Origin of the sequence: Streptomyces tardus (genome assembly GCF_018101125.2) — a bacterium.
In the GTDB taxonomy this organism is placed as follows: Bacteria; Actinomycetota; Actinomycetes; order Streptomycetales; family Streptomycetaceae; genus Streptomyces; species Streptomyces tardus.
Map to the genome: position 1 here is coordinate 3,594,993 of NZ_JAELVF020000001.1, position 24,459 is coordinate 3,619,451.

Below are 24,459 nucleotides of genomic sequence, written 5' to 3' on the forward strand. Positions count from 1 at the left end.
CCGATAATCGCAGGCGAGCGCTGCTCACGCATTGATTTGCGCGACCACTGCGGCGGGTGTTGTGCAGTCGTTATGCCGCAGGGCTGTCGGTGAGCCCTCGCGACATGGGGGCAAAACGGGTTGTTACCGGATGAATAAGCTTCAAAAACGCGCTCAAATTGGGCATTCTTCCCCATGTGGCGATCTTGGAAGCACGCACCGAACTGCTCGACTCGCTGGTCGCGTTGCGCGATCGCGTCGCAGCCGCCAGCTTTCCGCTGCCGTTGACCGGCGCCCCGTACGCGCGGCGGTGCCGGTCCGAGCTGCTGGCCCAGCTCGACGACTACCTCGTGCCCAGGCTGCGAGATCCCGACGCGCCGCTGCTCGCGGTCGTCGCCGGATCGACCGGCGCAGGCAAGTCGACGCTCGTCAACTCCCTGGTGGGGCGGCGAATCACCGAGGCCGGCGTGCTCCGGCCCACCACCAGAACCCCGGTGCTGGTGTGCCACCCCGACGACGCCCACTGGTTCGAGGGCCGTCGGGTGCTGCCGCGCCTCGCCCGGCTCAGCGCCGACCGCGAGCCGGGCACCGTCCTCCAACGGGCCGCCGACCGCACCGACCCCTCGCCGCAGCCCGCAGGCACCCTCCAGCGCCCGCCCGCGGGCGAAAGCGGACCGGCGCTGCGGCTGGAGACCGACGAGGCGCTGCCCACCGGACTGGCGCTGCTCGACGCACCCGACATCGACTCCCTGGTTGCCGAGAACCGCGATCTCGCGGCCGAGCTGATCTGCGCCGCCGACATCTGGATCCTGGTCACCACCGCCGCCCGGTACGCAGACGCGGTGCCCTGGCATCTGCTGCGCGCGGCAAGGGAGTACGACGTCACGCTGGCCACCGTGCTCGACCGGGTGCCGCACCAGATCACCCATGAGGTCACCCGCCAGTACACCGCACTGCTGGAGCGGGCCGGGCTCGCCGGCATCCCGCGCTTCACCGTCCCCGAACTGCCCGAGTCGGCCGCCGGGAGCCGGGGGTTGCTGCCCGGCAGCGCCGTGGACTCGCTGCGGCACTGGCTGACCCACCTGGTCACCGATCCGCTCGCCCGCGAGGAGGCGGTGGGCCGTACGGCGGCCGGCGCGCTCGCCTCGCTGCGTTCTCGCGTCCCCGAACTCGCCGCCGGCGCCGCCGCACAGCATTCCGCAGCGCTGCGCCTCTCCCATCAGGTCGAGCTCGCCTACGCCGACGCCGGTCAGCGGGCGAAACTCCGGCTGAGCGAGGGCCGGTTGCTCGCCGGTGAGGCCTGGACGCACTGGCGCGGTTTCCCCACGGACACCGCGGGCGAGGAGCTGATGACCGCCTGCACCGACGGGTTGGCCGATCTGCTGGCGAACGCCGTGGGCGCCGCCGAGGAGCGGATCGTCGACTTCTGGCGGCGCGAACCGGGCGCGGTCGGACTGCCCGAGGACCCCTGCCTGGGCGCCGCGCCGACGGTGGAACGGATGGGCGTGGCCGTACGCCACTGGCGGCGCTGCGTCGAGGAACTGGCCGAGGAGGCGTACCGGGCCGACGGCCGCGGCCCTGCGAACGGCGAGGAGACCGCGGCCCTGTTGGCCACCACGCTGCTCGGCGGTGCCCAGGGGATCGCGGCGGGCGAGGCGTTGGCCGCGATCCTCACCGTGCCGCCGGCCGCCGCGTTGCGCGAACGCGGCGCCGAACTGCTCACCGAGTGCGTGGATCGCGCCCTGCACGGCGAGCGGGACCGCCGACTCGCGCCGCTCCGGAAGCTCGACGCGGGACCGGAGCAGCAGGCCCGGCTCATCGCCGCACTGTCCGTACTGCACAAGGAGAGGTGACACGGTGTCCGGTTCGCTCGGCGACGTCCGTATCGAGGAACAGCACAGCGGCCAGAGCGCGGAGAGTGTCGGCGAAGAGCCGGACACCGCGACAGCGGCGCACGACCGGGAGACCGCCTCCTCGGGCGGGCCCGCCGGGCCGGGCGAGGACCCCCGGGGCCAGAACGCGTCGGCTGAGGTCGCGCGGGGCGAGGAGGGCGCGTCGGGGGGTGTGCGCCTGGCCTCCGGTTCCGACGTACCTCGCGTCGACGTACCTTGCGCCCCCGACGCACCGGGCGCACCCGACGTCCCGGCGGCCCTCGGTGTCCGCGTCGAACCCGCTGCTTCGGGAGCGGGCGTGTCCGTGGCGCGCGGGAGCGGTGACGCGGAGCGCGCCGGGCAGGCGGAGACGGAACACACCGTGGCCCGGCGGGAGGTACGCGCGGTCGCCGCGGGCGGTGCCCGGATCTCGGGCGGTGCTCCGGCATGGGACGACGGACTGATCGCCCGCCGCGCACGACCCGGTCCGGAGGAGACGCGGTCGCGGCCGGCCGCCGAACCGGGCGGGCGCGAGCAGGCGTCGGTGGCCGTGGGCCGGGTCGACGAGCCGGTTCAACTCCCGCTCGTCGAGGGAGAGGTGGGGCTCGGCGCGCCGGAACGGCCGACCGCGTCCGGCACCGGTACGGCGCGACTCCCTTCCGCCGTACGCGGCCGAGTGCGGTCGCTGACCACGGAAGCGGCCCCGTACACCCCGGCGGTGGGCCCGCTGCCGCACGCCGCCGCCCCGGCTGACCCGGCGCGGGTGACAGCCGCGGCCCCGACGCACCCGTACCGCCCTGGCCCGGGCGGTACGGCGGATCTGGACCGCCCGGACCTGGGCCTTCCGGACGCGAGCCGCCCGGACTCGGGCCGCACGGTGGACCTGGGCCTTCCGGACGCGAGCCGCACGGACGCGGGCCGCCCGGTGCACCCACCGCAGCAGGACCGCCGGGCCGTGACGGCCGTGGAGACGATCGTCGAGGGCGTGGGTTCCGAGGAGGCCCCCGTCGCGAACCCGGTTTCGCCGGACGCGACTTCCGGGCGCCCCGTCGTTGCGGACGAGACGGTGGCGCCTGCGACGGCCCCAGTGTCCGGGCCGGACCCCGCGGCACATCCGGCACCTCCGGCCCGTCCAGGAGACCCGGCCCCTCCGGAGACGCCCGCGTCGGCGGGAACGCCCGCGCGTCCGGAGGCGTTGCCCGGTCTCGAGGCGCCTACCGGCGGAGGCCTCCGGGTGCCGCCGCGTGCCCGTCGCCGCGCGCACCTGCGCGAGGGGAGCCATCGAGAGCTCGGCGGGCTCGTCCTCCTCGACCTGCCCGACCACGACTCGCTCGCCGAGGGCCATCGTCAACAGGTCGACCTGTTGACGATGGCCCTCGGCGAGCGAGTCGTGGTCGGGCAGGTCGAGGAGGACGAGCCCGCCGAGCTCTCGATGGCTCCCCTCGCGCAGGTGCGCGCGGCGACGGGCACGCGGCGGCACGCCCAGGCGCTCCAGCAGGCCGTCGGCGCCACCGGTGCGTTCCGAGGTCTCCCACACGCACGCCACCGGCGTCGCCGTCGTCGGCCGGCGCACTCCCGCCTCCGAGAGTTGGGCGCCGGCCAGCGCGTTGAAGAGCGTCGACTTGCCGCACCCCGTCGGTCCGGCGACCGCCACCGTGGTGTGGGCGCGGGAGAGCCTGCCGCGCGCCGAGGCCTCGTCGAGCACCCGTACCGCCTCGGCAAGGCTGTCCGGCTCCAGTCGAGTCCTGGACAGCCCCACCAGTTCACGCAGGGCGAGGAGCCGGCGGCCGAGCCCCCGCTCGCCGCCCGGCGCCGCGGGACCCGCCCGACGCCCCGCCCGTGCGGGGGCTTCGGCGGGCATTTCGGGAACGGAGATCGACTGCGCGAACGGGGCCGTCAGCCGCTGCTCCTCGTCCTCCGCGGACTCGGCCGCAGGCGCCCTCTCCCATGCGTACGGGGCCGCTCCCGACAGGGGGGAGAGCTCCCCCGCGTACGGGTCGCGGGCCACCTGCTCCCGGACCGGGCGCTCGGGGAGGGTCACCTCGGGCTCGGGAGCGGACCCCGTACGCATGGGAGAGGGCGCCTGCGGCCGAGTCCGCGGAGGACGAGGAGCAGCGGCTGACGGCCCCGTTCGCGCAGTCGATCTCCGTTCCCGAAATGCCCGCCGAAGCCCCCGCACGGGCGGGGCGTCGGGCGGGTCCCGCGGCGCCGGGCGGCGAGCGGGGGCTCGGCCGCCGGCTCCTCGCCCTGCGTGAACTGGTGGGGCTGTCCAGGACTCGACTGGAGCCGGACAGCCTTGCCGAGGCGGTACGGGTGCTCGACGAGGCCTCGGCGCGCGGCAGGCTCTCCCGCGCCCACACCACGGTGGCGGTCGCCGGACCGACGGGGTGCGGCAAGTCGACGCTCTTCAACGCGCTGGCCGGCGCCCAACTCTCGGAGGCGGGAGTGCGCCGGCCGACGACGGCGACGCCGGTGGCGTGCGTGTGGGAGACCTCGGAACGCACCGGTGGCGCCGACGGCCTGCTGGAGCGCCTGGGCGTGCCGCCGCGTGCCCGTCGCCGCGCGCACCTGCGCGAGGGGAGCCATCGAGAGCTCGGCGGGCTCGTCCTCCTCGACCTGCCCGACCACGACTCGCTCGCCGAGGGCCATCGTCAACAGGTCGACCGGCTCCTCCAGTTGGTCGACGCGGTGATCTGGGTCGTCGACCCGGAGAAGTACGCCGACGCGGTGCTCCACGAGCGCTATCTGCGACCGCTGGCGGGACACGCCGAGGTCACCTACGTGGTTCTCAACCAGGTCGACCGGCTGCCGGAGGAAGCCGCCGGTGAACTCCTCGACGACCTGCGCAGACTTCTCGACGAGGACGGCATGGCGCTCGGGGAGCACGGCGACCCGGGAGCGCAGGTGCTCTCCCTGTCCGCGCTCAGTGGCCAGGGCGTGTGCGAACTGCGCGAGGCGCTGGGCGAATTGGTGAGTCACCAGCTCGCCGCGGCCCGCCGGTTGGCCGCGGACGTGGACCGGGTCGTCGACGAACTGCGCCCGGTCTGCACGGGCGAGGGCAACGCGAGGCCGGAGGGGCTCACCGCCGAAGTGCGGGAGTCGTTCGAGGAGCGGCTGGCGGTGGCGGTCGGCGCGGCAGCCGCTGGACGCACCGCGGAACGGGCGTGGCTGCGTCAGGCCGATCTCGCCTGCGGCACCTCCTGGGCGGGACTGGCGCGTTGGCAGGTACGGCGCGCGGGAGCCCGCCGGGGCGAGAAGCCGGACGGCTGGGCGATGGGCGAGCAGCCCGCGAAGGACCGTACGAAGGCGGGCCGCCAGGGTCGGTCGGCGGCGCTTGCGGCGGTGGCACCGGCAGGAGGCGGGAGAGCGGAGGGCCCAGCAGGGGGCACGGAGCGACCGGGAGGCGGCAGCGTCGGTGGTGCGGGGGACCCCGGACCACAGCTGTCCGAGCACGGGCGTTGGGCGGCGGACCGTGGGTCCGCGTGCCAGGAGGCTACGGGTGGTTCCCCGGCCGACCGTGAGCTGTGGGAACCGCGTGGCGATCGGCAGAGCACGGCCTGGGAGCAGCACACCGGCAGGCCGGTGGTCGAACAGGCGGTGCGCGGTTTGATGGACGACACCACGCGAGGGCTGCCCGCCGCGTGGGCGCGCGCCGTGTGGCACGCCGCTCGTACGGGTGGCGGAGGGCTGCCGGGCGCGCTCGACCGCGCGGTGGCGGGTGCGCGGCTGCCGGTGCGTCCGGTGCGTCCGCGCTGGTGGACGGCTGCTGCGGTCGGTCAGGTCCTGCTGCTGGCGTTTCAGCTGATCGGCGTGTGCTGGTTGCTCGGCGGGCTGCTGGCGGGCGGCATGGGCGCCGAACGGTGGCTCCCCTTCGGGCTGTTGGTCGCGGGTGCGCTGGGCGGGCCGGCGCTCGCCTGGGGTTGCCGGGTGGCGGCGCGCGGCCCGGCCAGGGCGTTCGGACTGGAGCAGGAGTCGCGATTGCGCCGTCTCGCGGCGGACTGCGGCCGAGGTCGGGTCCTGGAGCCGGTGGCGGCCGAGCTGTTGCGCTACACCGAGGCCCGGGAGCAGTACGTGGTGGCGGCGGGCGGGCCGGAAAGTGTCGGGCCGATGCGCTGAGCGCAGGGCGTCCCAGCCGGGAGACGGCTTAGCCCCCTGTGAGAACAGCGGGAAGCCGCGGGAGCAGTAGGAATCGGTGAGAGCGGCGGGAAGCCGTGGCAGATCGTCCTCACGGGCCTGCCACGGCTTCCCGCTGTGGTGTCTGCTTCCACCGTGGTGCGTTCGCCGTCTCACCCGGGCCGGTGGAGTGGCAGGAACAGGCCCGTGGTCGTCCGGGGGAACGGTCTCCGATCGCGCGGGGAACGGGCCGGCGGGCGCTGACGAGTCGTCCGGACGCCGCCCCGCTGTCGCCCGCTCTCCGGCGCGGTGCTGCGGCCGACACGGTCCCTGCTGCCGACACGGTCCCTGCGGCCGAGGCGAACCAGGGGGAGTCCACCGGCAGCAACCGCACGGGTCGGGAGCGGCGTCAATTCCTCGTGAGAGTGGTCGAGTTGTGCACAACCGGCCAGTAGTCCACAGGCGCGAGCGGAATTCTCGCGAAGGCGGCAGCATGGTGCTGTCGGCGGCGCTGACCGCCTCGCAGCACCTCGCGGTGTCGGGGCCCGCGTCGCCGACAGGCGTGCTTCGGACTGCCGGATGTTGAGGAGCGGGCATGAGTGAGACCACCGCGACTGCCGAGGGAAGGGTGGCCGCCGGGGGCCGACGGCGAACCGGCCCCGGTGCGGGGCGCGTTGAGAGACGGGTGGAGAGCATGTCGCGAGCGGCGCGGGGGTGCTGGGGCTCTCGCCCCGTGCAGCCGAGAGGCCGCGGTCGGATCGGGAGCCGCGGCGCACAGATGTGTCTTTCGGGTGAAGGGCCGACAAAGCCCGCGAAGCCCACAAAGCGGTGTGTGGCGGCGAGTTGGTGCGGCGTCGCGAAGGTCCGGGTTCGCGGCATTCGGCGATAACGATTCTGATTCGGAAGGCGAAGTGATCGTGAAAGTCGGTGGTCGCGACATTTTCCCTCTCTACGATCCCGGGCAGGCTTGCTGGGTTCGTCCCAGTCGTCGATGTGGGGATGACGAGGGGAAGAGGATGATCTCGATACGCGGCCGGGCAGCCGTCTCGGGTCGCGGGGCCAGGGCCGTTGCGTTCGGTCTGACGATGGCTTTCGCGCTGACCGCGACGGCGCCGGGTGCGAGCGCCGAGGAGCTGGCCCCCGAGGACTCCGGAGGAGGTGCGGTCGCCACCCTCGACGGACTCGCGGTGCACGGCAAGGCGATCATCCACGAGGAGGGCGAGCGCATCCCGACGGGTGCAGGGCTCTTCGAGATGGCAGTCGCCGGCGGCGGCAGCCTCCAGACCTACAGCGTCGACATGCTCGGCACCACGCAGGAGCAGGCGCAGTACCAGGAGTCCTCCTGGCGTGCGTCCTCGCTGCACGACAACCCCGACGCGGGCAAGATCCGCTGGATCCTCAAGAATTCCTACCCCCAGGTCAACGACCTCTCCGCGCTTGCGCGCAAAGCGGGCGCGGGCAAGCTCACCCCGCAGGCTGCCGCGGCAGGCACCCAGGTCGCGATCTGGCGCTACTCCGAGCACACCGAGGTCACCGCGGTCGACAAGAGCGCGCAGAAGCTGGCCTCCTACCTCTACAAGGAGGCGAGGAAGGAAGCCGAGCCCGGATCCTCCCTCGCGCTGAGCCCCTCCTCGCTGGCGGGCAGGCCTGGTGATCGGATCGGTCCGATCACCGTGCGCACCGCAGCGCAGAGCGCCACCGTCAGCACCGCGCCCGACGCCGGCGAAGGGGTGCGGATCACCGATCGCAAGGGCGAGACGGTCACCTCCGTGAGCCACGGCGACAAGGTCTATCTGGAGATCCCGGCGGACACCGAGGACGGCGCCACGGCGCTCAGCATCCAGGCGGCGACGACCGTTCCGGTCGGCCGGGTCTTCACCAGCCAGGGATCCGAGACGACCAGCCAGACGCAGATACTCGCCGGCTCCAGCGAGGCGACCGCAGCCGCGACGGTGAACGCCGTCTGGGCTGCGGAAGGGGCGATACCCGCAGTCACCGCGCGCAAGGACTGCGGCGGCGGTGCGGTCAACGTGACCGTCGACAACAGCCGCGGTGACGCTCCCTTCGAGTTCACCCTCGGCAAGGAAGAGCACCGGGTGGCGGCAGGAGCCGCCGACAGAGTGGCGGTGCCCGTCAAGGAGGACCAGGCCTACCGCATCGGCATCGCCGTGCCGCAGGGCCGCTCGGAGACGTTCAGCGGTGTGCTCGACTGCGCCCCGAAGTCCCAAGTGCCCGCCGAGACGCCCGGGTTGAGCGTCCAGACGGAGCCGGTGACCGTCGGCGGCAGCGACTCCGAGCCGAACCTCGCCGAGACGGGGAACACCAGCAACGTGCCGCTCCTGATCGGCATCGCGGCGGGAATGCTGGTCCTGGGCGCCGTGGCGCTCCTGATGGTCCGGCGCACCAAGGCGGAATCGGACGACCTCGCGGCCGACGACGCCGAAAGCGACGCGGACGACGACACATCCGACGATGCCCCCGCGGCTCGGAGCGCCGACGCAGGGAAGAGTCGCTCCGAGGGCGAGGACAGCCCTGCCGGCGGCGCACAGTCCGGTGTTGGCGGCAGCGGCAGCGGTGGCGAGGGCGCCGCGGCAGCGGCCGGTGGCAGCTACAAAGCCGGCGACGACGACGTCTCTCGCGCCGACGCTCCGGGTGACGCGGCGTCGGCAGCAGGCAGCCCGAAGGGCACCGATCCGGCCGACGAGTCGGACGCCGAGTCGGACCCCGAGCCCGAGCCCGCTCCGAAGTCCCGCGGCGGCGACGGAGACAAGGGCCCCGCGTCCGGGGAGTGACCTGCGCCACCGGGGGCCGTCGCGGACGGCGGCCCCCGGTGGGGCCGGGACGCCCGGATTTCATCGCAGACGGCTAGTACGGCAGGATGGGAGCATCTGCCCACTACCACACTGCCGGACGGTTTCTCTTGGCTGAGTACATCTACACCATGCGCAAGGCGCGCAAGGCGCACGGCGACAAGGTCATCCTTGACGACGCCTCCTTCAGCCTCCTGCCTGGTGCGAAGATCGGCGTGGTCGGGCCGAACGGCGCCGGCAAGTCGACCGTTCTGAAAATCATGGCCGGCATCGAGCAGCCTTCCAACGGCGACGCGTTCCTCAGCCCCGGTTACTCGGTCGGCATCCTCCTCCAGGAGCCGCCGCTGGACGAGTCCAAGACGGTCCTGGAGAACGTCGAGGACGGCGTCAGGGAGATCAAGAGCAAGGTCGACCGGTTCAACGAGATCGCCGAGCAGATGGCGACCGAGTACACCGACGCCCTGATGGAGGAGATGGGCAAGCTCCAGGAGGAGCTCGACCACGCGAACGCCTGGGACCTGGAGGCGCAGCTCGAGCAGGCGATGGACGCCCTCGGCTGCCCGCCCGGCGACTGGCCGGTGGTGAACCTCTCCGGCGGTGAGAAGCGCCGTGTCGCGCTCTGCAAGCTGCTGCTCGAGGCCCCTGACCTGCTGCTGCTCGACGAGCCCACCAACCACCTCGACGCCGAGTCGGTGCAGTGGCTGGAGCAGCACCTGGCCAAGTACGAGGGCACCGTCGTGGCCATCACCCACGACAGGTACTTCCTGGACAACGTCGCCGAATGGATCATGGAGCTCGACCGCGGTCGCGCCCACGGCTACGAGGGCAACTACTCCAAGTACCTGGAGACCAAGCAGGCCCGGCTCAAGGTCGAGGGCCAGAAGGACGCCAAGCGCGCCAAGCGGCTCAAGGACGAGCTGGAGTGGGTCCGCTCCAGCGCCAAGGGCCGGCAGGCCAAGTCCAAGGCGAGGCTCGCCCGTTACGAGGAGATGGCGGCCGAGGCCGAGAAGATGCGGAAGCTGGACTTCGAGGAGATCCAGATTCCGCCGGGCCCGCGTCTGGGCAGCGTCGTGGTCGAGGTGGAGAACCTCTCCAAGGCGTTCGGCGAGAAGGTGCTGATCGACGACCTGTCCTTCACTCTGCCGCGCAACGGCATCGTGGGCATCATCGGCCCCAACGGCGCCGGCAAGACCACGCTGTTCAAGATGATCCAGGGACTGGAGGAGCCGGACGGCGGGAAGATCAAGGTCGGCGACACCGTCAAGATCTCCTACGTCGACCAGTCCCGCGCCAACATCGACCCGAAGAAGACGCTGTGGGCGGTCGTCTCGGACGAGCTGGACTACATCAACGTGGGCCAGGTCGAGATGCCTTCGCGGGCCTACGTCAGCGCCTTCGGCTTCAAGGGCCCGGACCAGCAGAAGCCGGCCGGTGTGCTCTCCGGCGGTGAGCGCAACCGCCTGAACCTGGCGCTCACCCTCAAGCAGGGCGGCAACCTCCTGCTCCTGGACGAGCCGACCAACGACCTGGACGTGGAGACGCTCTCCTCCCTGGAGAACGCCCTGCTCGACTTCCCCGGCTGCGCCGTGGTCGTCTCCCACGACCGCTGGTTCCTGGACCGCGTCGCGACGCACATCCTCGCCTACGAGGGCGAGAGCAAGTGGTTCTGGTTCGAGGGCAACTTCGAGAGCTACGAGAAGAACAAGATCGAGCGTCTGGGTGCGGACGCCTCCCGCCCGCACCGCGCCACGTACAAGAAGCTCACCCGCGGCTGAGCGCGCGGGCCGGTCGCCGGGAGACGTGTCTCTCCCGGCGACCGGCGCCAAGGGGCCGCCGTTCTGTGACGGGCCCCGGAACCGGGACGGGGAATCCATGCGCCACCTCTACGAGTGTCCGATGCGCTGGTCGGACATGGACGCCTTCGGGCACATCAACAACGTCGTCTTCATGCGGTATCTGGAGGAGGCGCGGATCGACCTGATGTTCCGGCTCGCGCGTCGTGCCGACTCCGGTGCCTTCACCGGGGGTTCGGTCGTGGCCCGCCACGAGGTGGACTACCTCCGGCCGCTGGTCCACCGGCACGAGCCGGTCACCATCGAGACCTGGGTCGACAAGCTGGGCTACGCCTCGGCGACGCTCGCGTACGAGATCAAGGACCCCGACGTCCTGTACGTCCGGGCCAAGACCGTCGTGGTGCCCTACGACCTGGAGGCCGCCCGCCCCCGTCGGCTCACCGACGAGGAGCGCACATTCCTGGAGGCGTACGTCGATGACAGCTTCAACAACCGTGCGTCGACTGACGTTCGCTGACCCCGGCGAGGCAGCCGGCTTCGCGGCGCTGCTCCAGAGGCTGGTGCGCTGGGAGAAGAACGCCTCGGTGCGGGTGAAGTCGGGCGGTGGCCACAGCGACACCGGCGAGAGCGGTGTGGTGGGCGTCTTCGCCAAGCCGGCGCGCTTCGAGGTGCTGGCGATCCGTACCGCGCGGCTGCTGCGGCCGACCGAGCTGGACAGCACGGTCGCCGCGGGCGAGCTGCTGGAGTCGGTGGACGAGGGCGCCGAGGCGATGACGGTACCGTCCCCGGTCACCGGCCCCTCGTGGGCCGGGGTGCTCCCGCCGAGGAGCGGCTGGCAGCCGCTGGGCGAGCTGCCGACGGACTCCGTCCGCACGGTGGCGGCAGCCACGGTCAAGGAGTTCCGGGAGCGTGCGGAGCGGCTGACACAGCGCGACCGCGGCACCCTGGACGAGCTGGCCGAGGAGATCTGGTCGCGCCCGCTGGGGCGGACCGAGCTGCCGCTGAGGGCCGTCCACGCCGCGCACGCGCTGGGGTTTCTGCACGGGCAGCACCCGACAACACTGCTGAGCGCGGGGAGTTGGCTGCGGCTGCGCACCCGCTACGGCTCGGTGGCGGTGCGGACCTCGGTCGGTCCAAGCCTCTCGGTCACCCCGACCGGGGCGGGCAGCCACGGTTCGTAGGCGCGCACTGCTTGCCGCACCGAACCCCCGTCCGCCCGCCGGGCGGACCCACCGCAGAGCCGCAGAGTCGCGCCACATCCGCCCTGCCCACAGCCCGCCGCACCGCCTGCCGTGCGGCGGGCAACCGCGTGTTCAGCCCGGAGCGTTGATCATGGAGCGGGCCGCGTAGACCATGTAGTTCCACAGCTGCTGCTCAAGCTCCGGAGCCAGTTCGAGACTGTCGACGGCCGCTCGCATATGAAGCAACCAGGCGTCGTGCGCAGCCTGGTCGACGGTGAACGGCGCGTGCCTCATCCGCAACCGGGGGTGGCCCCGCTCGTCGCTGTAGGTCCGAGGCCCGCCCCAGTACTGCATCAGGAAGAGCGCCAGTCGCTCCTCGGCGGGGCCGAGGTCCTCCTCCGGGTACATGGGCCGCAACAACGGGTCGTCGGCGACGCCCTCGTAGAAGACCCGGACGAGCCGACGGAACGTCTCCTCGCCCCCGACCTGCTCGAAGAACGTCTGCTGCTGCAAGCTGCCGCGCGGAATCTCCATCACGTCACCATGGTCGCAGATCCCCGCGTCCCCGGGCCCGGCTCGGAGCGATCACTCCGAGCCGGGCCCGGGGACGCCGCTCGGGCGGCCGGGGAGCGCGGTTGCTCCTCGCAACTGCCCGCGCGTTCCGTACCTGCGCGCCCGCGCATTCGTACCCACGCGCGCCCGTACGCCCGTAGGCCGCCCGTCCGTGCCTGCCCGTACGCCCGTAGGCCGCCCGTCCGTGCCCGCACGCGCTCGCGCGGACACGGGAAGCCCGGGGGCTAGGCCGTGTTTTAGAACTGGTCTCCGGGTCTTGCCTTGCGGCGTGATGATCATGGTGTGGGGCGAGGGGATCTTTCTGATGAGCAGTGGTCGGTGCTGGAGCCGTTGTTGCCGGCGGTGAGGTTGGGTCGTCGGCCGCAGAACCGTCGGCGTTTGATCGACGGGGTGCGGTGGCGGGTGCGGACCGGTGTTCCCTGGCGTGATCTGCCGGGCGAGTACGGACCCTGGCAGACCGTGTATGGGCTCTTCCGCCGGTGGCAACGCGAGGGTGTGTGGGTTCGGCTGCTGGCCTCGCTCCAGGCGCGGGCCGATGCGGCCGGGCTGGTCACGTGGGAGGTGAACGTCGACTCCACGGTCTGCCGGGCTCATCAGCACGCCGCTGGTGCCCGCCGAGACGGGGTCGGGCAGAAGGAGCCGCCCGGCGGGGTCGGCCAAGAGCCGGACGATCACGGCCTGGGACGGTCCAGGGGCGGGTTCAGCACGAAGATTCATCTGGCCTGCGAGCAGGGCCAGAAGCCGCTGTCGCTGCTGGTCACGGCAGGACAGCGGGGTGACAGCCCGCAGTTCGAACCGGTCCTCGAAGCGATTGGGGTGCCCAAGGTCGGTGGCGGGCGCCCCAGGCGCAGGCCACTGCGGGTGCGGGGTGACAAGGCGTACTCGTCTCGCGCGAATCGTGCCTACCTGCGCAGACGCGGGATCCGGTGCACCATCGCCGAGCCGGCCGATCAGATCCGCCACCGCAAGCGTCGAGGCCGTGTGGGCGGCAGGCCACCGGCCTTCGATCGGGAGGACTACAAGGCCCGACATGCGGTCGAGTGCGGGATCAGCCGGCTCAAGCAACACCGGGCGGTGGCGACGCGTTACGACAAGCTGGCGGTCCGCTTCGAGGCCACCGTGCAGATCGCGGCGATCCACCAGTGGCTGTGACCCATCGGCTGGTCGTCCGGCCGTGCCATCCTGGCCACCGGTTCGATCAGCACGCACATGGGGAGGACCTGTGGCCGCCGGGCACTACTGCGCCGACAGCGAGAACGGCGACCACGTCGACGACCCGTCCGAGGATGCCCTATTCATGCTGATCAGCGATCTGAACGACAGCGACAACACCTTCATCGTCATCCAGCCCGACGAGGACGAGCCAGCCTGGTTCGCCTCTGTCTCCGTCCTAGACGAGGACGGATTCGAGATCGTCCGCCACGACACCACCTGCCGCGAGCACGACATCGCCATCGAGAACCATCGTGACCGGATCGCGGGCGACCTCACCAAATGGCTGGCCGCCCGCGACTTCTAAAACACGGCCTAGACGGCTTCCCAGCGGAACAGCTTGCCTGCGATCAGCGTGAGCACCGCGGCGAACAGCAGCAGCCCGCCCATCACCGGCAGCGCGGTGCCCCAGCTCTCGCCCCGGCTCAGTACGCCCTGCATGGCGTCCGAGAGGTGCTTGAGCGGCAGGAAGTCCGACAGCGTGCGGACCCAGGCCGGCGCGAGGTCCAGGGGGAAGAAGGAGCCGGAGAGGAAGGCCATCGGCAGCACGATCAGCTGTGCCATGCCGTTCGCCGCCTCCTCGGACTTCGCGAGTGCTCCCACCACCAGGCCGATCGACATGAACGCCAGGGTGCCGGTGACCACGAGCGGCAGGCACAACCACCAGTCGCCGCTCAACTTGAGCCCGTAGTAGGGCAGTACGGCGATTCCGAGGAAGATCGCGGTCTGCACCAGGGCGAGCCCGAGGTTCACCCCCACCCGGGCGCTGACCACCGAACCCGCGCCGACCGGGGCCAGCCACAGCCGCCGCAGAATGCGCTTCTTCCGCCAGGCCACCAGGTTGTACGCGGTGCCGAAGACGGCTCCCATCGCGACCGCCCAGCCCAGCAGCCCGGGGGTCAGGAACTGGATCTGTTTGACGGACTCGTCCTCGACCCGGTCGGTGGCAAGCGCGTAGGCGGGCGGTTGGCCGGTCGCCTTCTGGTTGGCCTGCTGGAGCACGGAGTCCACAACGCTGCGCACGCTGCCGGCCTTGGCGCTGTCGGCGCCGGAGACTCGCAGTTCGACCTGCTCGGTCGGGCCCGATCCCGCGCTCTTGCCGGCGGTCTCGGGTGCGTAGATGACACCGTCGGCATCGCCCTTGCGCACATCGGCGAGCGCCTGGTTCAGCGCGGCGCGCGAGCCGTCGGTCTTGTCGACGACCATGACGTCGCGCAGCTGCTCGCGCTGCTCGGCGGGTATGTCGTCGAAGACGGCCACATCGCCGACCTGCACCACCTTCACCTGAGGCGCGGAGGTGTCCTTGAAGAGGGCGCCGAACAGCACCAGGAACATCAACGGGAAGATCAACATGAAGAAGACAGCCGCCCGGTCCCGCAGCAGGCCCAGCGTCATCGTCTTCGACAGAGTGAGGAACGCCTTCACTCGCGGAACTCCCGTCCGGTCAGGCTGAGGAACACGTCCTCCAGCGAGTCCACGCCCAGCTCGCTGATCAACGCGTCGGGAGCGTCGACCCGCAGCACCTTGCCGTGGTCCATGACCGCGACCCGGTCGCACAACTGCTGCGCCTCGTCCATGTAGTGGGTGGTCAGCACGACGGTGCGGCCCTCCTTGTTGAGGTCGCGCAGCAGGTCCCAGAGGTTGCGCCGGGCCTGCGGGTCGAGACCCGTGGTCGGCTCGTCGAGGAAGACCACCTCAGGGTCGTGCACCAACGCGCAGGCGATGGACAGCCGTTGGGCCTGGCCGCCGGAGAGCTGATCGTCGCGCACGCCCGCCTTCTCGGTCAGCCCGAAGCGGTCGAGCATGGCGTCCGCGTCCTTCGCGCCGATGCCGTACAGCGAACCGAAGGTCCGGATCTGCTCCCTGGCGGTGAGCCTCTCGAAGAACGCGGAGGCCTGGAGCTGCACACCGATGCGCGGCAGCAGCCGGTGGTTGCGCGGCCAGGAGGACTCCCCGAGGATGTGCGCGCTGCCCTCGTCGGGCTCGCGGAGTCCCTCGATGATCTCCATGGTGGTCGTCTTCCCCGCGCCGTTCGGCCCGAGGATCCCGTAGAACTCGCCCCGCTTCACCTGCAGAGTCACCCCGTCGACGGCCTGCACGTCGCCGTACCGCTTGCGGAGGTTCTCGGCCGAGATCGCGAAAGCGTCGGCACTGATCGTCATACCGGGACGCTATCGGCTATCCGTTCGGTGCGGGAGTCCGTTGCCGGGACCGACAATCGGAGCAGACGTCCGGCACGACCGCGGTCCGAGCCGGTGTGCGAGTCGCCGTCCGAGCCGGTGTGCGGCCCGTCCCTCGCCCTGCCCTCGCAGGAACCGCCGGCACCGATCACAGTGGAGGGATGGGAAGGCAAGCCCTGCTCGACGCCCTGGTCGCCGCGGGCGCGCTGAAGGACCCTGACTGGCGCGAGGCCTTCGGTGCGGTACCGCGCGAGACCTTTGTGCCGTACTACCTCATCGGCACCGCCGGTGGCGGCGAGCGGCGGTCGCGCGCCGACCCCGACCCGGCCGCCCGGGCGCGCTGGCGGGAGGGCGCGTACGAGGACGTACCGCTGGCGATCCGGCTGCACGAGGGCGAGTTGATCTCCTCCAGCAGTCAACCGTCGCTGATGGCGGCGATGTTGGAGGCTCTGCGGGTGGGCGAGGGCATGAACGTGCTGGAGATCGGCACCGGCAGCGGCTGGAACGCCGCGCTGCTCGCGCACCGCCTGGGCTCCGACCGGGTCACCACCGTCGATGTCGACCCGGAGATCACCGAGGCCGCGCGCGCCCACCTCGCCGCGGCCGGCTACCGGCCGACTGTCGTGACCGGCGACGGGGCCGGGGGCCACGCCCGCAACGCCCCCTACGACCGGGTGATCGCGACCTGTGCGCTGCGCCGCGTGCCCTGGCCCTGGGTCGCGCAGTCCGCGGTGGACGGGCTGATACTCGCGCCGCTCGCCACCGGCCTGATCGCCCTGCGCGTACGCCCGGTCGGCTGGGCCGAGGGGCGCTTCCTGGAGACCCCGGCCTACTTCGTGCCGCTGCGCGGCGCGGACCAGTTGCGGGAGGCGCCGAGGCGGCCGGCCGGGGTGCCGGCCGGGGCACGGGCGCAGGACGCGTTCCGTTTCCTGCTGACGCTGAGCGCGGACGTCCTCGACCCCCGCGAGGCGTACGAGCTGTGGCGGCGCGAGGGCGAACCAGGACGGGAACGCTTCGGCCTCACGGTCACCGAGAGCGGGCAGTGGGTGTGGCTGGACACTCCGGAGGGCCCGCATCGCTGGGCCCTTCCCGCACACGTGCCGCACGGCTGAACTCCCGTCCCCGCACGGCGCGTACGGCCCGCGCACCAGCTGCGACGGTGCGGGCGTTCAGCCGCGGTGGAGGGTGATGGTCGTCCAGGCGCCCACGTGTACGCGGTCGCCCTCCTGGAGCGTGACCGGGATGAAGGGCTGTATCGGGTCCTCGGCGCCGTTGAGCGTGGTGCCGTTGGTCGAGTCCTGGTCCACCACGGCCCAGCTCCCGTCCGGCTGTTGGACCAGGAGCGCGTGCTGGTGCGAGACGCCCGGGTCCTCGGGTGCGCGTCCGAGGTCGATGTCCGGCGCCTCGCCGGTGGACTGGCGGCGGCGGCCGATGGTGATCTGGTGGCCGGTGAGCGGGAGCTGTTGGCCGGGCCCGGGCTGCGGGATCTGGAGGCCGGCGCCCTCCGGGCCGCTGCGCTCCATCATCGCCTGGAAGTACTCCGGGTCCTGCGTGATGATCACTCGCCACGCGCCGGGCGGGCCCTGCTGCTGTCCGGGCATCTGCTGACCCGGAACCTGCTGACCCGGAACCTGCTGGCCGTACGGCTGCTGGTACGGCTGCTGGCCCTGGGGCGCGAACTGCTGGGGCCGGCCGTGCTGTTCGCCCTGCTGCGGGTGCTGCGGGTGCTGCGGGTGCTGGTGCGGCGGCGGTGCCTGCGGCGCGAACTGCTGCGCCTGCTGCGGAGCGCCGGTCTGCTGCGGCGGGTAGCCGTACTGCGGCTGCTGCTCCGGCGGGTACTGCTGCGCAGGCGGCTGCTGGCCCTGGGTGTACGACTGCTCGGGTGCGCCGGGGTACTGGGGCGCGCCGCCCTGGACGTGCCCGGTGCCACCGCCGAAGGGCTGCTGGCCCTGGCCGGGGTAGGGGCCCTGCGGCGGCTGCTGGCCCTGCGGGTAGGACTGCTCGGACGGGCTCGGATGCTGCGGCGAGGGGGGTTGCCGGTTGTACTGCGGAGCGGGAGCACCCGCGCTCGGCGGTGCGAGGTTCCAGGACGTCTCCGCGCCCTGGCCCGCGCCCGGAACCTGGCCCGTACCCGGCGGTATCCGCTCGGCGGTCCGGTTGGTGCGGCCGGAGTCGGTGTAGTCCAGCGGCGCTGCACCCGACTGTGGGGGATAGCCGCCGGGCGGCGGCCCCGGAGTCGGGTACGGGGTGGGCTGGCCGGTCAGGAAGTTGTACCGGCACTCCTCGCAGAAGTGCGCCTGCGTCTCGCGCTGGGTGCCGCACTGCGGGCAGTGCTCCCCGGTGCCCCCTCCGTAACCGCTACTTCTTCACTCGAACCGTTTTGGTCGACCGGGTTTCCAGTGTCATCTCGTCGGCGTCAGTCACCCGAGCCTTGAGCCGAACAGTACCCGCAGCGGCGTCCACCACGTCCACCACCTTCGCGAGCAGCTTGGCGGTGTCCTCGTTGCCGGAGGCCGATGCCAACTGCACGGCACGGCCCAGTTTGGAGGTCGCTCCGTCCTCGTCGCCGCTCTTGCGCAGCTCCAGCCCCTGCTGGATGACCCTGGCAAGCTCGGCCTGCCCGGTGTAGTGAGCCACCTGCGGGTTCAGGGTGGTGCCGGCAGCCACATCGTCCGTCCACACCGCCTTGATCAGCCCCTGCGCCAGGGACGGTGAAGTGCCGTCCGGCTGCGGGCGGGTGAGGGAGATGCGGGCCGCGAGCATCTCCTGCCCCACCGAAGCAGCGGGCACCCGTACGCACACGTGGTAGTCCCGGGACTCGTCGCCCCAGGAGCCGGTCGGGTAGTCGCCGGTGCGCGGACCAGTGTCGGTCCTGCGGGCGGAGAGGTCCTCCACCGTGGGCGCGACCTGCTTGACGTACCGGATCTCGGCGCCCTGGGGAGTCCACAGACGCAGGTTGACGTCGGCGACCTCCTTGCCCATCGCCTCCGCCATCATCCGTGTGAAGTCCTCCGCCAGCCCCTCGGAGTCGGCGACGATGTCCGCCGTGCCGAGCAGCGCGGAGGCGATGGAGGTGACTTCCCGCACCTCCCAGTCGGTGCCCACTCCACGCGCGTCACACGTGAAGCGGCCCGCGCACTCCTCCAGCGCGGTGCGCAGCTCCACGGGCTCCTCGTGCTCGTTCTTCCCGTCCGTGAGCAGGACGCCGTGTTTTATCGGCGCCTCGCTGGTGGCCAGCAGCCGGTCGGCGCACCGCAGCCAGGTGCTGATGGCCGTGCCGCCGCCCGCGGTGAGGCCGCGCAGGGCGGTCTTGGCCGCGCTTCTGGTCTCCTCTCCCGCGACGGCGAGTCGGCCGTCCCCGGGGTAGATCTCGCGGACCTTGTGGGTGCCGGCGACCACCGCGAAGGAGACCCCGTCGTGCAGGGTGTCGACGGCCGCGGCGGTGGCCTCCCCGGCGTTGCGGAGCTTCGCCTCGGGGTAGTTCATGGACCCGGAGCAGTCGACCATGATCACCACGGCGGCCCGCGAGGCGCTGACCCTGCCCGCGCTGTGCACTCCGGAGGCGTCGCTCACCAGGGGAACCCCACCGCTCGTACCCCCTCCCGTGGAGGTGACGGTGACGATCGCGTTGACCTCCTCGGCGCCCTCGGGCAGGAACTTGTTCTGGTACACCTCGGCCGAGAAGCTCGGCACGTTCTCCTTGGTGAATCTCGCCATCCGCGTATGTCCCTCTTCCCCTCGGTACGCGTACAACCGGCCGCCGTGGCAGCGGAGTTCGGAAGAAGGGTCCGGCGCTTCCCCCGAGTGTCGGTCCGTCAGGCCGATCCTGCCCGCGTCCGCGGGCGCGGGAACGGCAGGAGCGCCACCGTTACGTTGTCGTGGCCCCCGCTGCGCAACGCGAAGTCGACCAGGTGCCGGGTGGCGGCGTACGGCGCGGTACGGGCGTCGCCCGGGACGGCGGCGGCCATCTCCGCGGCGGACTCGGCGTAGTTCCACAGCCCGTCGGTGCAGACGACGACCACGCCGGTGCCCTCCGGGCTGAACGAGGCGGTGTGCGGCTCGACCTCGTAGGCGTCGGCGCCCAGCCAGCCGGTGATCGCGTGCGCGCGCGGGTCGGCGTACGCCTCGCTCTCCGGCATGAGGCCGGCGGCCACCATCTGCGCGGCCCAGGAGTCGTCCTCGGTCAGCCGGGAGGCCGGCGCGGAACGGTCGTCCGGGACCCAGTAGACACGGCTGTCTCCGACCCAGCCGACGGTGAGGACGTCCTCCACCACCACGGCACCGACCAGGGTGCAGGCCGGGGAGTTCTGTTCGGGGTTGCGGTCGGACTCGGCGAGGGAGTTGACGGCGGCTCCGGCGCGCAGAATCGCGTCGTGCATGGCCTGCTCGGGCCGCGCTCCGGACGCGAGGTCGCCGCGCAGCGAGGCGCAGGCCGTACGTGCCGCCGCGGCCGACGCCTCGTCGGGCCGGGTCGAGGAGGAGACGCCGTCACAGACGACGGCGACGACTGCGTCCCGGCCGGTGGGCGTGACGCTGTGGGTGGCGGCGAAGAAGTCCTCGTTGCGGTGGTGGCGGTGGCCGCGGTCGCTGACCACGCAGACGCCGTCCAACTGCTCTTCCATGTGGTCCCGTTCGCGTGGCTGGGCATGGCCGCACCGCTCGCAGTAGCCGTCGCGGTGGATTCCGGAATGGTTGCAGGCGGGGCAGACGGTGCCACCGGCCGGTGGCGCGGTGGGAGCGGCGACCGGCCGGCCCTGCGGGGGTTCGGCGGGAGCCGACGCGGCCGACGCTGTGCCTGCGGGTCGGGGCCCGCCGGGGGAGTGGCACCCGGTGGCGGTGGCCGCGGTCGCTGACCACGCAGACGCCGTCCAACTGCTCTTCCATGTGGTCCCGTTCGCGTGGCTGGGCATGGCCGCACCGCTCGCAGTAGCCGTCGCGGTGGATTCCGGAATCCACCGCGACGGCTACTGCGAGCGGTGCGGCCATGCCCAGCCACGCGAACGGGACCACATGGAAGAGCAGTTGGACGGCGTCTGCGTGGTCAGCGACCGCGGCCACCGCCACCACCGCAACGAGGACTTCTTCGCCGCCACCCACAGCGTCACGCCCACCGGCCGGTGGCACCGTCTGCCCCGCCTGCAACAATTCCGGAATGGTTGCAGGCGGGGCAGACGGTGCCACAGGCCGGTGGCGCGGTGGGCCGAACTGCCCGGCCGGCCGTCCCGCGGGGGGCGCGCCCCCGGTCTCACGGGGGCGCTTCGCCTGCGGGTCGGGGCCCGCCGGGGGAGTGGCACCCGGTGGCGGTGGCGGCGGCGGTACCGGCCCTCCGGCGCGGCCGGCCGCGGAGGGCGCGGGACCGTACCCGCCGGACTGCCCGCGGTCCGGCGGGTGTTGTTCCGCCGGCCGGTCCACCGGACCGTGTCCGCCGGGCTGTCGGTGCTGCTCGGGATGCGGAGGCTGCGCCCGGTGCTGCTGCGGTGAGGCCGGGGCCGCGCTCGGGCGAGGCGGGTGCGGTGGTGTGCCCGGCGCGTCCGGCGGAACCGAGAAATCCGTCAACGTCGGTGTGGGAACGCCCGGTTGGGGCGGGCCGGGCCCGGGCGCGGGGCGCGCCCCCGACGGCTGCGGAGCCTGCACGGGTGTCCCGGAGGCGGGTGTCGGTGGAACGGGTGTTCCGGAGGCGACCGGGCGGGGCGCGGTCAGATCGGTGCCGCAGACCCCGCAGAAGCGGTCGCCCTCTTCGAACGGCTCGGCGCAGCTGGGGCAGGTGGAGACTTGTTCGAGCTGCGGCATCGTCACACCCATGTCCTGGGGCGGAAGCGGTTGGCGCGTTCCACCCATTCGATCCTTTCGGTACCGCTTGTCGCCAGTCGGGCGAGAGTGCGGCAGGACTTCTCCAGTCCGAGCCGCAACCCCTCCTGCTCCAGCGGACAGCCCAGCACAGAACGGATCTGCCCGGGGCCGGGGTTCGGGGGAGCGCCGTGTCGCCCCGCGAGAACCCAGTCAAGCGCACTGCCCAGCACCTCGGTCGTCAGCCGCTCCCGACGGGGCGCGTCCACACCGAGGGCGTCCAACTCCTCGACCTGCTCCGCCGCCGCGTACAGATCGGTCAGCAGGTCGTCCTGCGGGTCGCGTTCGCGCAGTCTCGCGGCCACGGCGGCGACCCGTGCAGAAAGATAGTGGATGGAGGTCTGCGGCACCGACTCCAGAGCGGCCACGGCCCCCTGCCGGTCGCCGGAGGCCAGCAGCACCCGCGCCCAACCGAACGCGCTGCTCACGTAGTTGCGGTTGGCGGACCACACCAGACGGTAGTACTCGGCGGCGTTGTCGAGCTGGCCGAGCATCTCGGCGCAGACCGCGAGCGCGAGCTTGGGCGCCGGCTCGCCGGGGAACGCGTCGTAGACCGCGTCGAAGGAGTGCGCGGAAGTGTCCCGGTCGCCCTTGGTCAGGGCGACCAGACCGCGGTACCACACGACCCGCCAGTCCTCCCCGTGCTCGCTCTCCAGATCGGCCACGATCTCGTTCACCGCGGCGGCGGACTCCGGGTCCCGGTCGGCGAGTTCGAGCCGGGCCCGCAGCCGGCGCAGCTGCACCTCCAGCGAGTCGACCGGGACCTCCTCCAACGCCGGGAGCACGTCGTGCGGTTCGGCGTTCAGCAGCCCCAGCACAAAGGTGGCGCTGGGGTCCCGCATGTCGATACGGGGCACCGGCAGCGCGAGAGCGGTGGCGCGGATGCGCAGCGGGACCAGGGGCGGCGCGCCCGCGACCGGCTCCCGCGCGACGGGCGAGGAGGCGCGCAGCTGGTGGGGGAGGCGTACGTGGGCCGGGGTCTGGCCGTAGGAGTACGTCGCCGGATCGTCGGCGGTCGTCGGATCGGCGGACTCGGGCGCGGGTGACTCGGGTGCGGGCTCTGGTGCGGGCTCGGACGCGGCGAAGTCCGGTGCGCCGGGCGGGTGTTCGGACGGCGCGAGCGCCTTCTCGCCCACCGGCTGCAGCTGCTCGCCGCCGCCCCCGCCGGGATGCTCGGCCGGGCGCCCGGAGACCGGGACCCCCGTTGCCGCCGCCTGCTCGGAGGACTGGGCCGGCACACCACCGGACGGGATCGCCTGCCGCTCGGCCGACTGCGGGAGCGAGCCGGTCGCCTCGGCCCGCGGGGACGCGCCGGCGGGCAGCTCCGCGGAGGCGGCGGCGCCCGGCGACTGGGCCGCCGGCGTCGGTGCCAGCTCCGGGCGGTCGGCCCGCCGCCAGCCGAACCGTCGCCGGGAGCGCTGCACCCGGGAGCCCAGCGTCGAGGCGTCGCCGCGGGGCGGGCTGAGCAAGTCGGTGTCCACCAGGCGGGTCTCGGGGCCGAAGAGCCGGGAGGCGGCGGGCCTGGGCTTGCCGGTCTGGAGGGCCACGACCTCGCGCAGCACCCCGGTCAGCTGGTCGGCCATCTCCTCGGCGGAGGCGAACCGCCGCCCGGGGTCGGGGTCGGTGGCACGCGCCAGCAGACGGTAGAACGACTCGTACCGCTGGAAGATGCCGATGCTCTCCGGCGGCGGCAGGCTGTCGCGGTAGACCGTGGTGAAGCCCTGGAAGTCGAAGGTCAGCACGGCCAGGGTGCGCGCGACGGTGTAGAGGTCGGAGGCGACCGAGGCGCCTTGCTCGGCGACCTCGGGGGCCTGGTAGCCGACGGTGCCGTATATCGCGCTGTCGTCGTCGCCCGTCCGCCGGACCGCGCCCATGTCGATCAGCTTGAGCTGGTGGTTCTGCTGGATCGCGTTGTCGACCTTGAAGTCGCAGTAGAGCAGTCCGCGGCTGTGCAGATAGCCGAGCGCCTCCAGCGCGTCGATGCCGTAGGCGCAGGCCTGCTCCACCGGCAGCGGCTCCCGGCGACCCTCGGGGGTGAGACGTTCGTTGGCGAGCTGCTTGAGGGACTTGCCGCCGATGTACTCCATGACGATGTAGCCGTCGACGCTGCCGGTGCGCGGATCGTGGTGCTCCACGAAGTTGTACACCCGCACGATGCTGGAGTGCTCGATCTCCGAGAGGAAGTGGCGTTCGGAGATCGCGACCGCCATGGCGTCCTGGTCGGCGGTGTCCAGCAGGCCCTTGAGCACGACCCAGCGGCCGTTCAGCGGGCGGTCGATGGCCAGATAGATCCAGCCGAGACCGCCGTGCGCAAGACAACCGGCGATCTCGTACTGCCCGTTGATCACATCGCCGCGGTTCAGTTTGGGGGTGAAGGAGTACGGCTGGCCGCACTTGGTGCAGAAGCCCTCGGTACGCCCCGGGCGGCCCTTGCGCGACCGGCCCACCGAGCTGCCGCACTCGCCGTTGCTGCAGAAGCGCTTGCGCTCGGGCACCTCGGGGTCGGCCATCACCTCCGTCGTCGGGACGGGGGCCGGCACTTCCGGCACGGTCACCAGCCCCGCGCCCAACCGTTTGCGCGCCGAGGACGAGCCGTCGGTGGTGCTGCGGGAGCCGCGCACCGAGACGGCCGGTACGGAGCCCGCGCCGCTCGACGAGCCCGACAGCCGTCCGGAGACCGAACGGTGCGAGGAGGACCCGGGTCCCGTCCCCGTCGACGCCGACGAGCCGGTCCTGCCGGTACCGGCCCCCTCCGCCACCACTCCGGTCGCGGGCGAGCCGAGCGCGCCGAGCCCGGAGACCGGGGGTGGGAACCCGCAGACGTCGCAGTACTGCTCGTCGTCCCCGAAGTCCTCGTAGGAGCCCTCGCAGTGGGATTGCTGGCAGCCCGTCGACAGTGA

The 24,459-nt window shown here is 72.4% G+C and carries 15 protein-coding genes and 3 pseudogenes; 9 read left to right on the plus strand and 9 right to left on the minus strand.

What is annotated here, in order from left to right; all coding sequences use genetic code 11:
- Positions 1-176: 176 nt before the first annotated feature.
- A complete protein-coding gene (locus tag JGS22_RS15380) occupies positions 177-1,832 on the plus strand; it encodes a dynamin family protein (protein WP_211042406.1) in 1,656 nt (551 codons plus the stop codon).
- Here JGS22_RS15380 and JGS22_RS27410 read toward each other — a convergent pair.
- Entirely contained in the window at positions 1,795-3,711 is a 1,917-nt protein-coding gene (locus JGS22_RS27410; RefSeq protein ID WP_443742853.1) for a GTPase, read from the minus strand. The genes JGS22_RS15380 and JGS22_RS27410 overlap by 38 nt on opposite strands.
- Positions 3,712-3,797: 86 nt before the next feature.
- Here JGS22_RS27410 and JGS22_RS15390 point away from each other — a divergent pair, with 86 nt between their 5' ends.
- The 5 genes from JGS22_RS15390 (at position 3,798) to JGS22_RS15410 (ending at position 11,747) form a co-directional block, all read left to right on the plus strand.
- Positions 3,798-5,966, plus strand: coding sequence for a GTPase (locus JGS22_RS15390; RefSeq protein WP_216815003.1), 2,169 nt, complete (start codon positions 3,798-3,800; stop codon positions 5,964-5,966).
- Between the two features lie 1,082 nt (positions 5,967-7,048).
- Positions 7,049-8,755 (plus strand): thioester domain-containing protein, encoded by a 1,707-nt coding sequence (locus JGS22_RS15395; RefSeq protein WP_236073165.1) that lies wholly within the window; start codon positions 7,049-7,051, stop codon positions 8,753-8,755.
- Positions 8,756-8,883: 128 nt separating this feature from the next.
- The gene (gene ettA, locus JGS22_RS15400; protein WP_211042599.1) at positions 8,884-10,548 is read left to right on the plus strand and encodes an energy-dependent translational throttle protein EttA; all 1,665 of its coding nucleotides are present in this window, start codon (positions 8,884-8,886) and stop codon (positions 10,546-10,548) included.
- Positions 10,549-10,645: 97 nt separating this feature from the next.
- The gene (locus JGS22_RS15405; protein WP_211042600.1) at positions 10,646-11,083 is read left to right on the plus strand and encodes an acyl-CoA thioesterase; all 438 of its coding nucleotides are present in this window, start codon (positions 10,646-10,648) and stop codon (positions 11,081-11,083) included.
- Entirely contained in the window at positions 11,043-11,747 is a 705-nt protein-coding gene (locus JGS22_RS15410) for a DUF8185 domain-containing protein (protein WP_211042601.1), read from the plus strand. The genes JGS22_RS15405 and JGS22_RS15410 overlap by 41 nt, the downstream gene beginning before the upstream one ends.
- Before the next feature lie 132 nt (positions 11,748-11,879).
- Here JGS22_RS15410 and JGS22_RS15415 read toward each other — a convergent pair whose 3' ends face one another.
- Positions 11,880-12,284 carry a globin gene (locus tag JGS22_RS15415; protein ID WP_308405687.1) on the minus strand — a complete coding sequence of 135 codons (405 nt, stop codon included), beginning with the start codon at positions 12,282-12,284 and terminating at the stop codon, positions 11,880-11,882.
- A gap of 318 nt (positions 12,285-12,602) precedes the next feature.
- On the opposite strand from JGS22_RS15415, the gene JGS22_RS15420 reads away from it, so the two are divergent.
- Both JGS22_RS15420 and JGS22_RS15425 read left to right on the plus strand, forming a co-directional pair.
- Positions 12,603-13,472 carry an IS5 family transposase gene (locus JGS22_RS15420; protein WP_211043814.1) on the plus strand — a complete coding sequence of 290 codons (870 nt, stop codon included), beginning with the start codon at positions 12,603-12,605 and terminating at the stop codon, positions 13,470-13,472.
- 70 nt (positions 13,473-13,542) lie between these two features.
- A complete protein-coding gene (locus tag JGS22_RS15425; protein WP_211043812.1) occupies positions 13,543-13,839 on the plus strand; it encodes a hypothetical protein in 297 nt (98 codons plus the stop codon).
- 8 nt (positions 13,840-13,847) lie between these two features.
- On the opposite strand, the gene JGS22_RS15430 is transcribed toward JGS22_RS15425, so the two are convergent.
- Together JGS22_RS15430 and JGS22_RS15435 are read right to left on the minus strand one after the other, a co-directional pair.
- A complete protein-coding gene (locus tag JGS22_RS15430) occupies positions 13,848-14,957 on the minus strand; it encodes an ABC transporter permease (protein WP_211043391.1) in 1,110 nt (369 codons plus the stop codon).
- Positions 14,954-15,694: an ABC transporter ATP-binding protein gene (locus JGS22_RS15435; RefSeq protein WP_211043400.1), complete on the minus strand. Its 741-nt coding sequence runs from the start codon at positions 15,692-15,694 to the stop codon at positions 14,954-14,956. The genes JGS22_RS15430 and JGS22_RS15435 overlap by 4 nt, the downstream gene beginning before the upstream one ends.
- Positions 15,695-15,873: 179 nt before the next feature.
- Here JGS22_RS15435 and JGS22_RS15440 point away from each other — a divergent pair, with 179 nt between their 5' ends.
- Positions 15,874-16,824, plus strand: coding sequence for a methyltransferase domain-containing protein (locus tag JGS22_RS15440; RefSeq protein WP_211043402.1), 951 nt, complete (start codon positions 15,874-15,876; stop codon positions 16,822-16,824).
- Positions 16,825-16,881: 57 nt separating this feature from the next.
- Here the strand turns inward: JGS22_RS15440 and JGS22_RS26365 are convergent.
- From JGS22_RS26365 to JGS22_RS15460, 5 genes and pseudogenes are all read right to left on the minus strand, one after another.
- A pseudogene (locus tag JGS22_RS26365) lies at positions 16,882-17,490 on the minus strand (FHA domain-containing protein); the annotation flags it as partial.
- A 580-nt stretch (positions 17,491-18,070) separates the two neighbouring features.
- Complete coding sequence (locus tag JGS22_RS15450) at positions 18,071-19,429, minus strand: vWA domain-containing protein (RefSeq protein ID WP_211043604.1); 1,359 nt, start codon at positions 19,427-19,429, stop codon at positions 18,071-18,073.
- A gap of 98 nt (positions 19,430-19,527) precedes the next feature.
- Positions 19,528-20,529 (minus strand): annotated as a pseudogene (locus JGS22_RS15455) (PP2C family protein-serine/threonine phosphatase); the annotation flags it as partial.
- Positions 20,530-20,542: 13 nt separating this feature from the next.
- Positions 20,543-20,653: pseudogene (locus JGS22_RS27555) on the minus strand (protein phosphatase); the annotation flags it as partial.
- 851 nt (positions 20,654-21,504) lie between these two features.
- The gene (locus tag JGS22_RS15460) at positions 21,505-24,456 is read right to left on the minus strand and encodes a tetratricopeptide repeat protein (RefSeq protein ID WP_372454314.1); all 2,952 of its coding nucleotides are present in this window, start codon (positions 24,454-24,456) and stop codon (positions 21,505-21,507) included.
- Positions 24,457-24,459 lie beyond the last annotated feature (3 nt).

Coding starts and splice junctions, on each gene's coding strand:
- JGS22_RS15405 (WP_211042600.1), top strand. CDS start 10,646: ATGCGCCACCTCTACGAGTGTCCGATGCGCTGGTCGGACATGGACGCC.
- JGS22_RS15410 (WP_211042601.1), top strand. CDS start 11,043: ATGACAGCTTCAACAACCGTGCGTCGACTGACGTTCGCTGACCCCGGC.
- JGS22_RS27410 (WP_443742853.1), bottom strand. CDS start 3,711: ATGCCCGCCGAAGCCCCCGCACGGGCGGGGCGTCGGGCGGGTCCCGCG.
- JGS22_RS15395 (WP_236073165.1), top strand. CDS start 7,049: ATGGCTTTCGCGCTGACCGCGACGGCGCCGGGTGCGAGCGCCGAGGAG.
- JGS22_RS15440 (WP_211043402.1), top strand. CDS start 15,874: ATGGGAAGGCAAGCCCTGCTCGACGCCCTGGTCGCCGCGGGCGCGCTG.
- JGS22_RS15450 (WP_211043604.1), bottom strand. CDS start 19,429: ATGGCGAGATTCACCAAGGAGAACGTGCCGAGCTTCTCGGCCGAGGTG.
- JGS22_RS15390 (WP_216815003.1), top strand. CDS start 3,798: ATGCGTACGGGGCCGCTCCCGACAGGGGGGAGAGCTCCCCCGCGTACG.
- JGS22_RS15435 (WP_211043400.1), bottom strand. CDS start 15,694: ATGACGATCAGTGCCGACGCTTTCGCGATCTCGGCCGAGAACCTCCGC.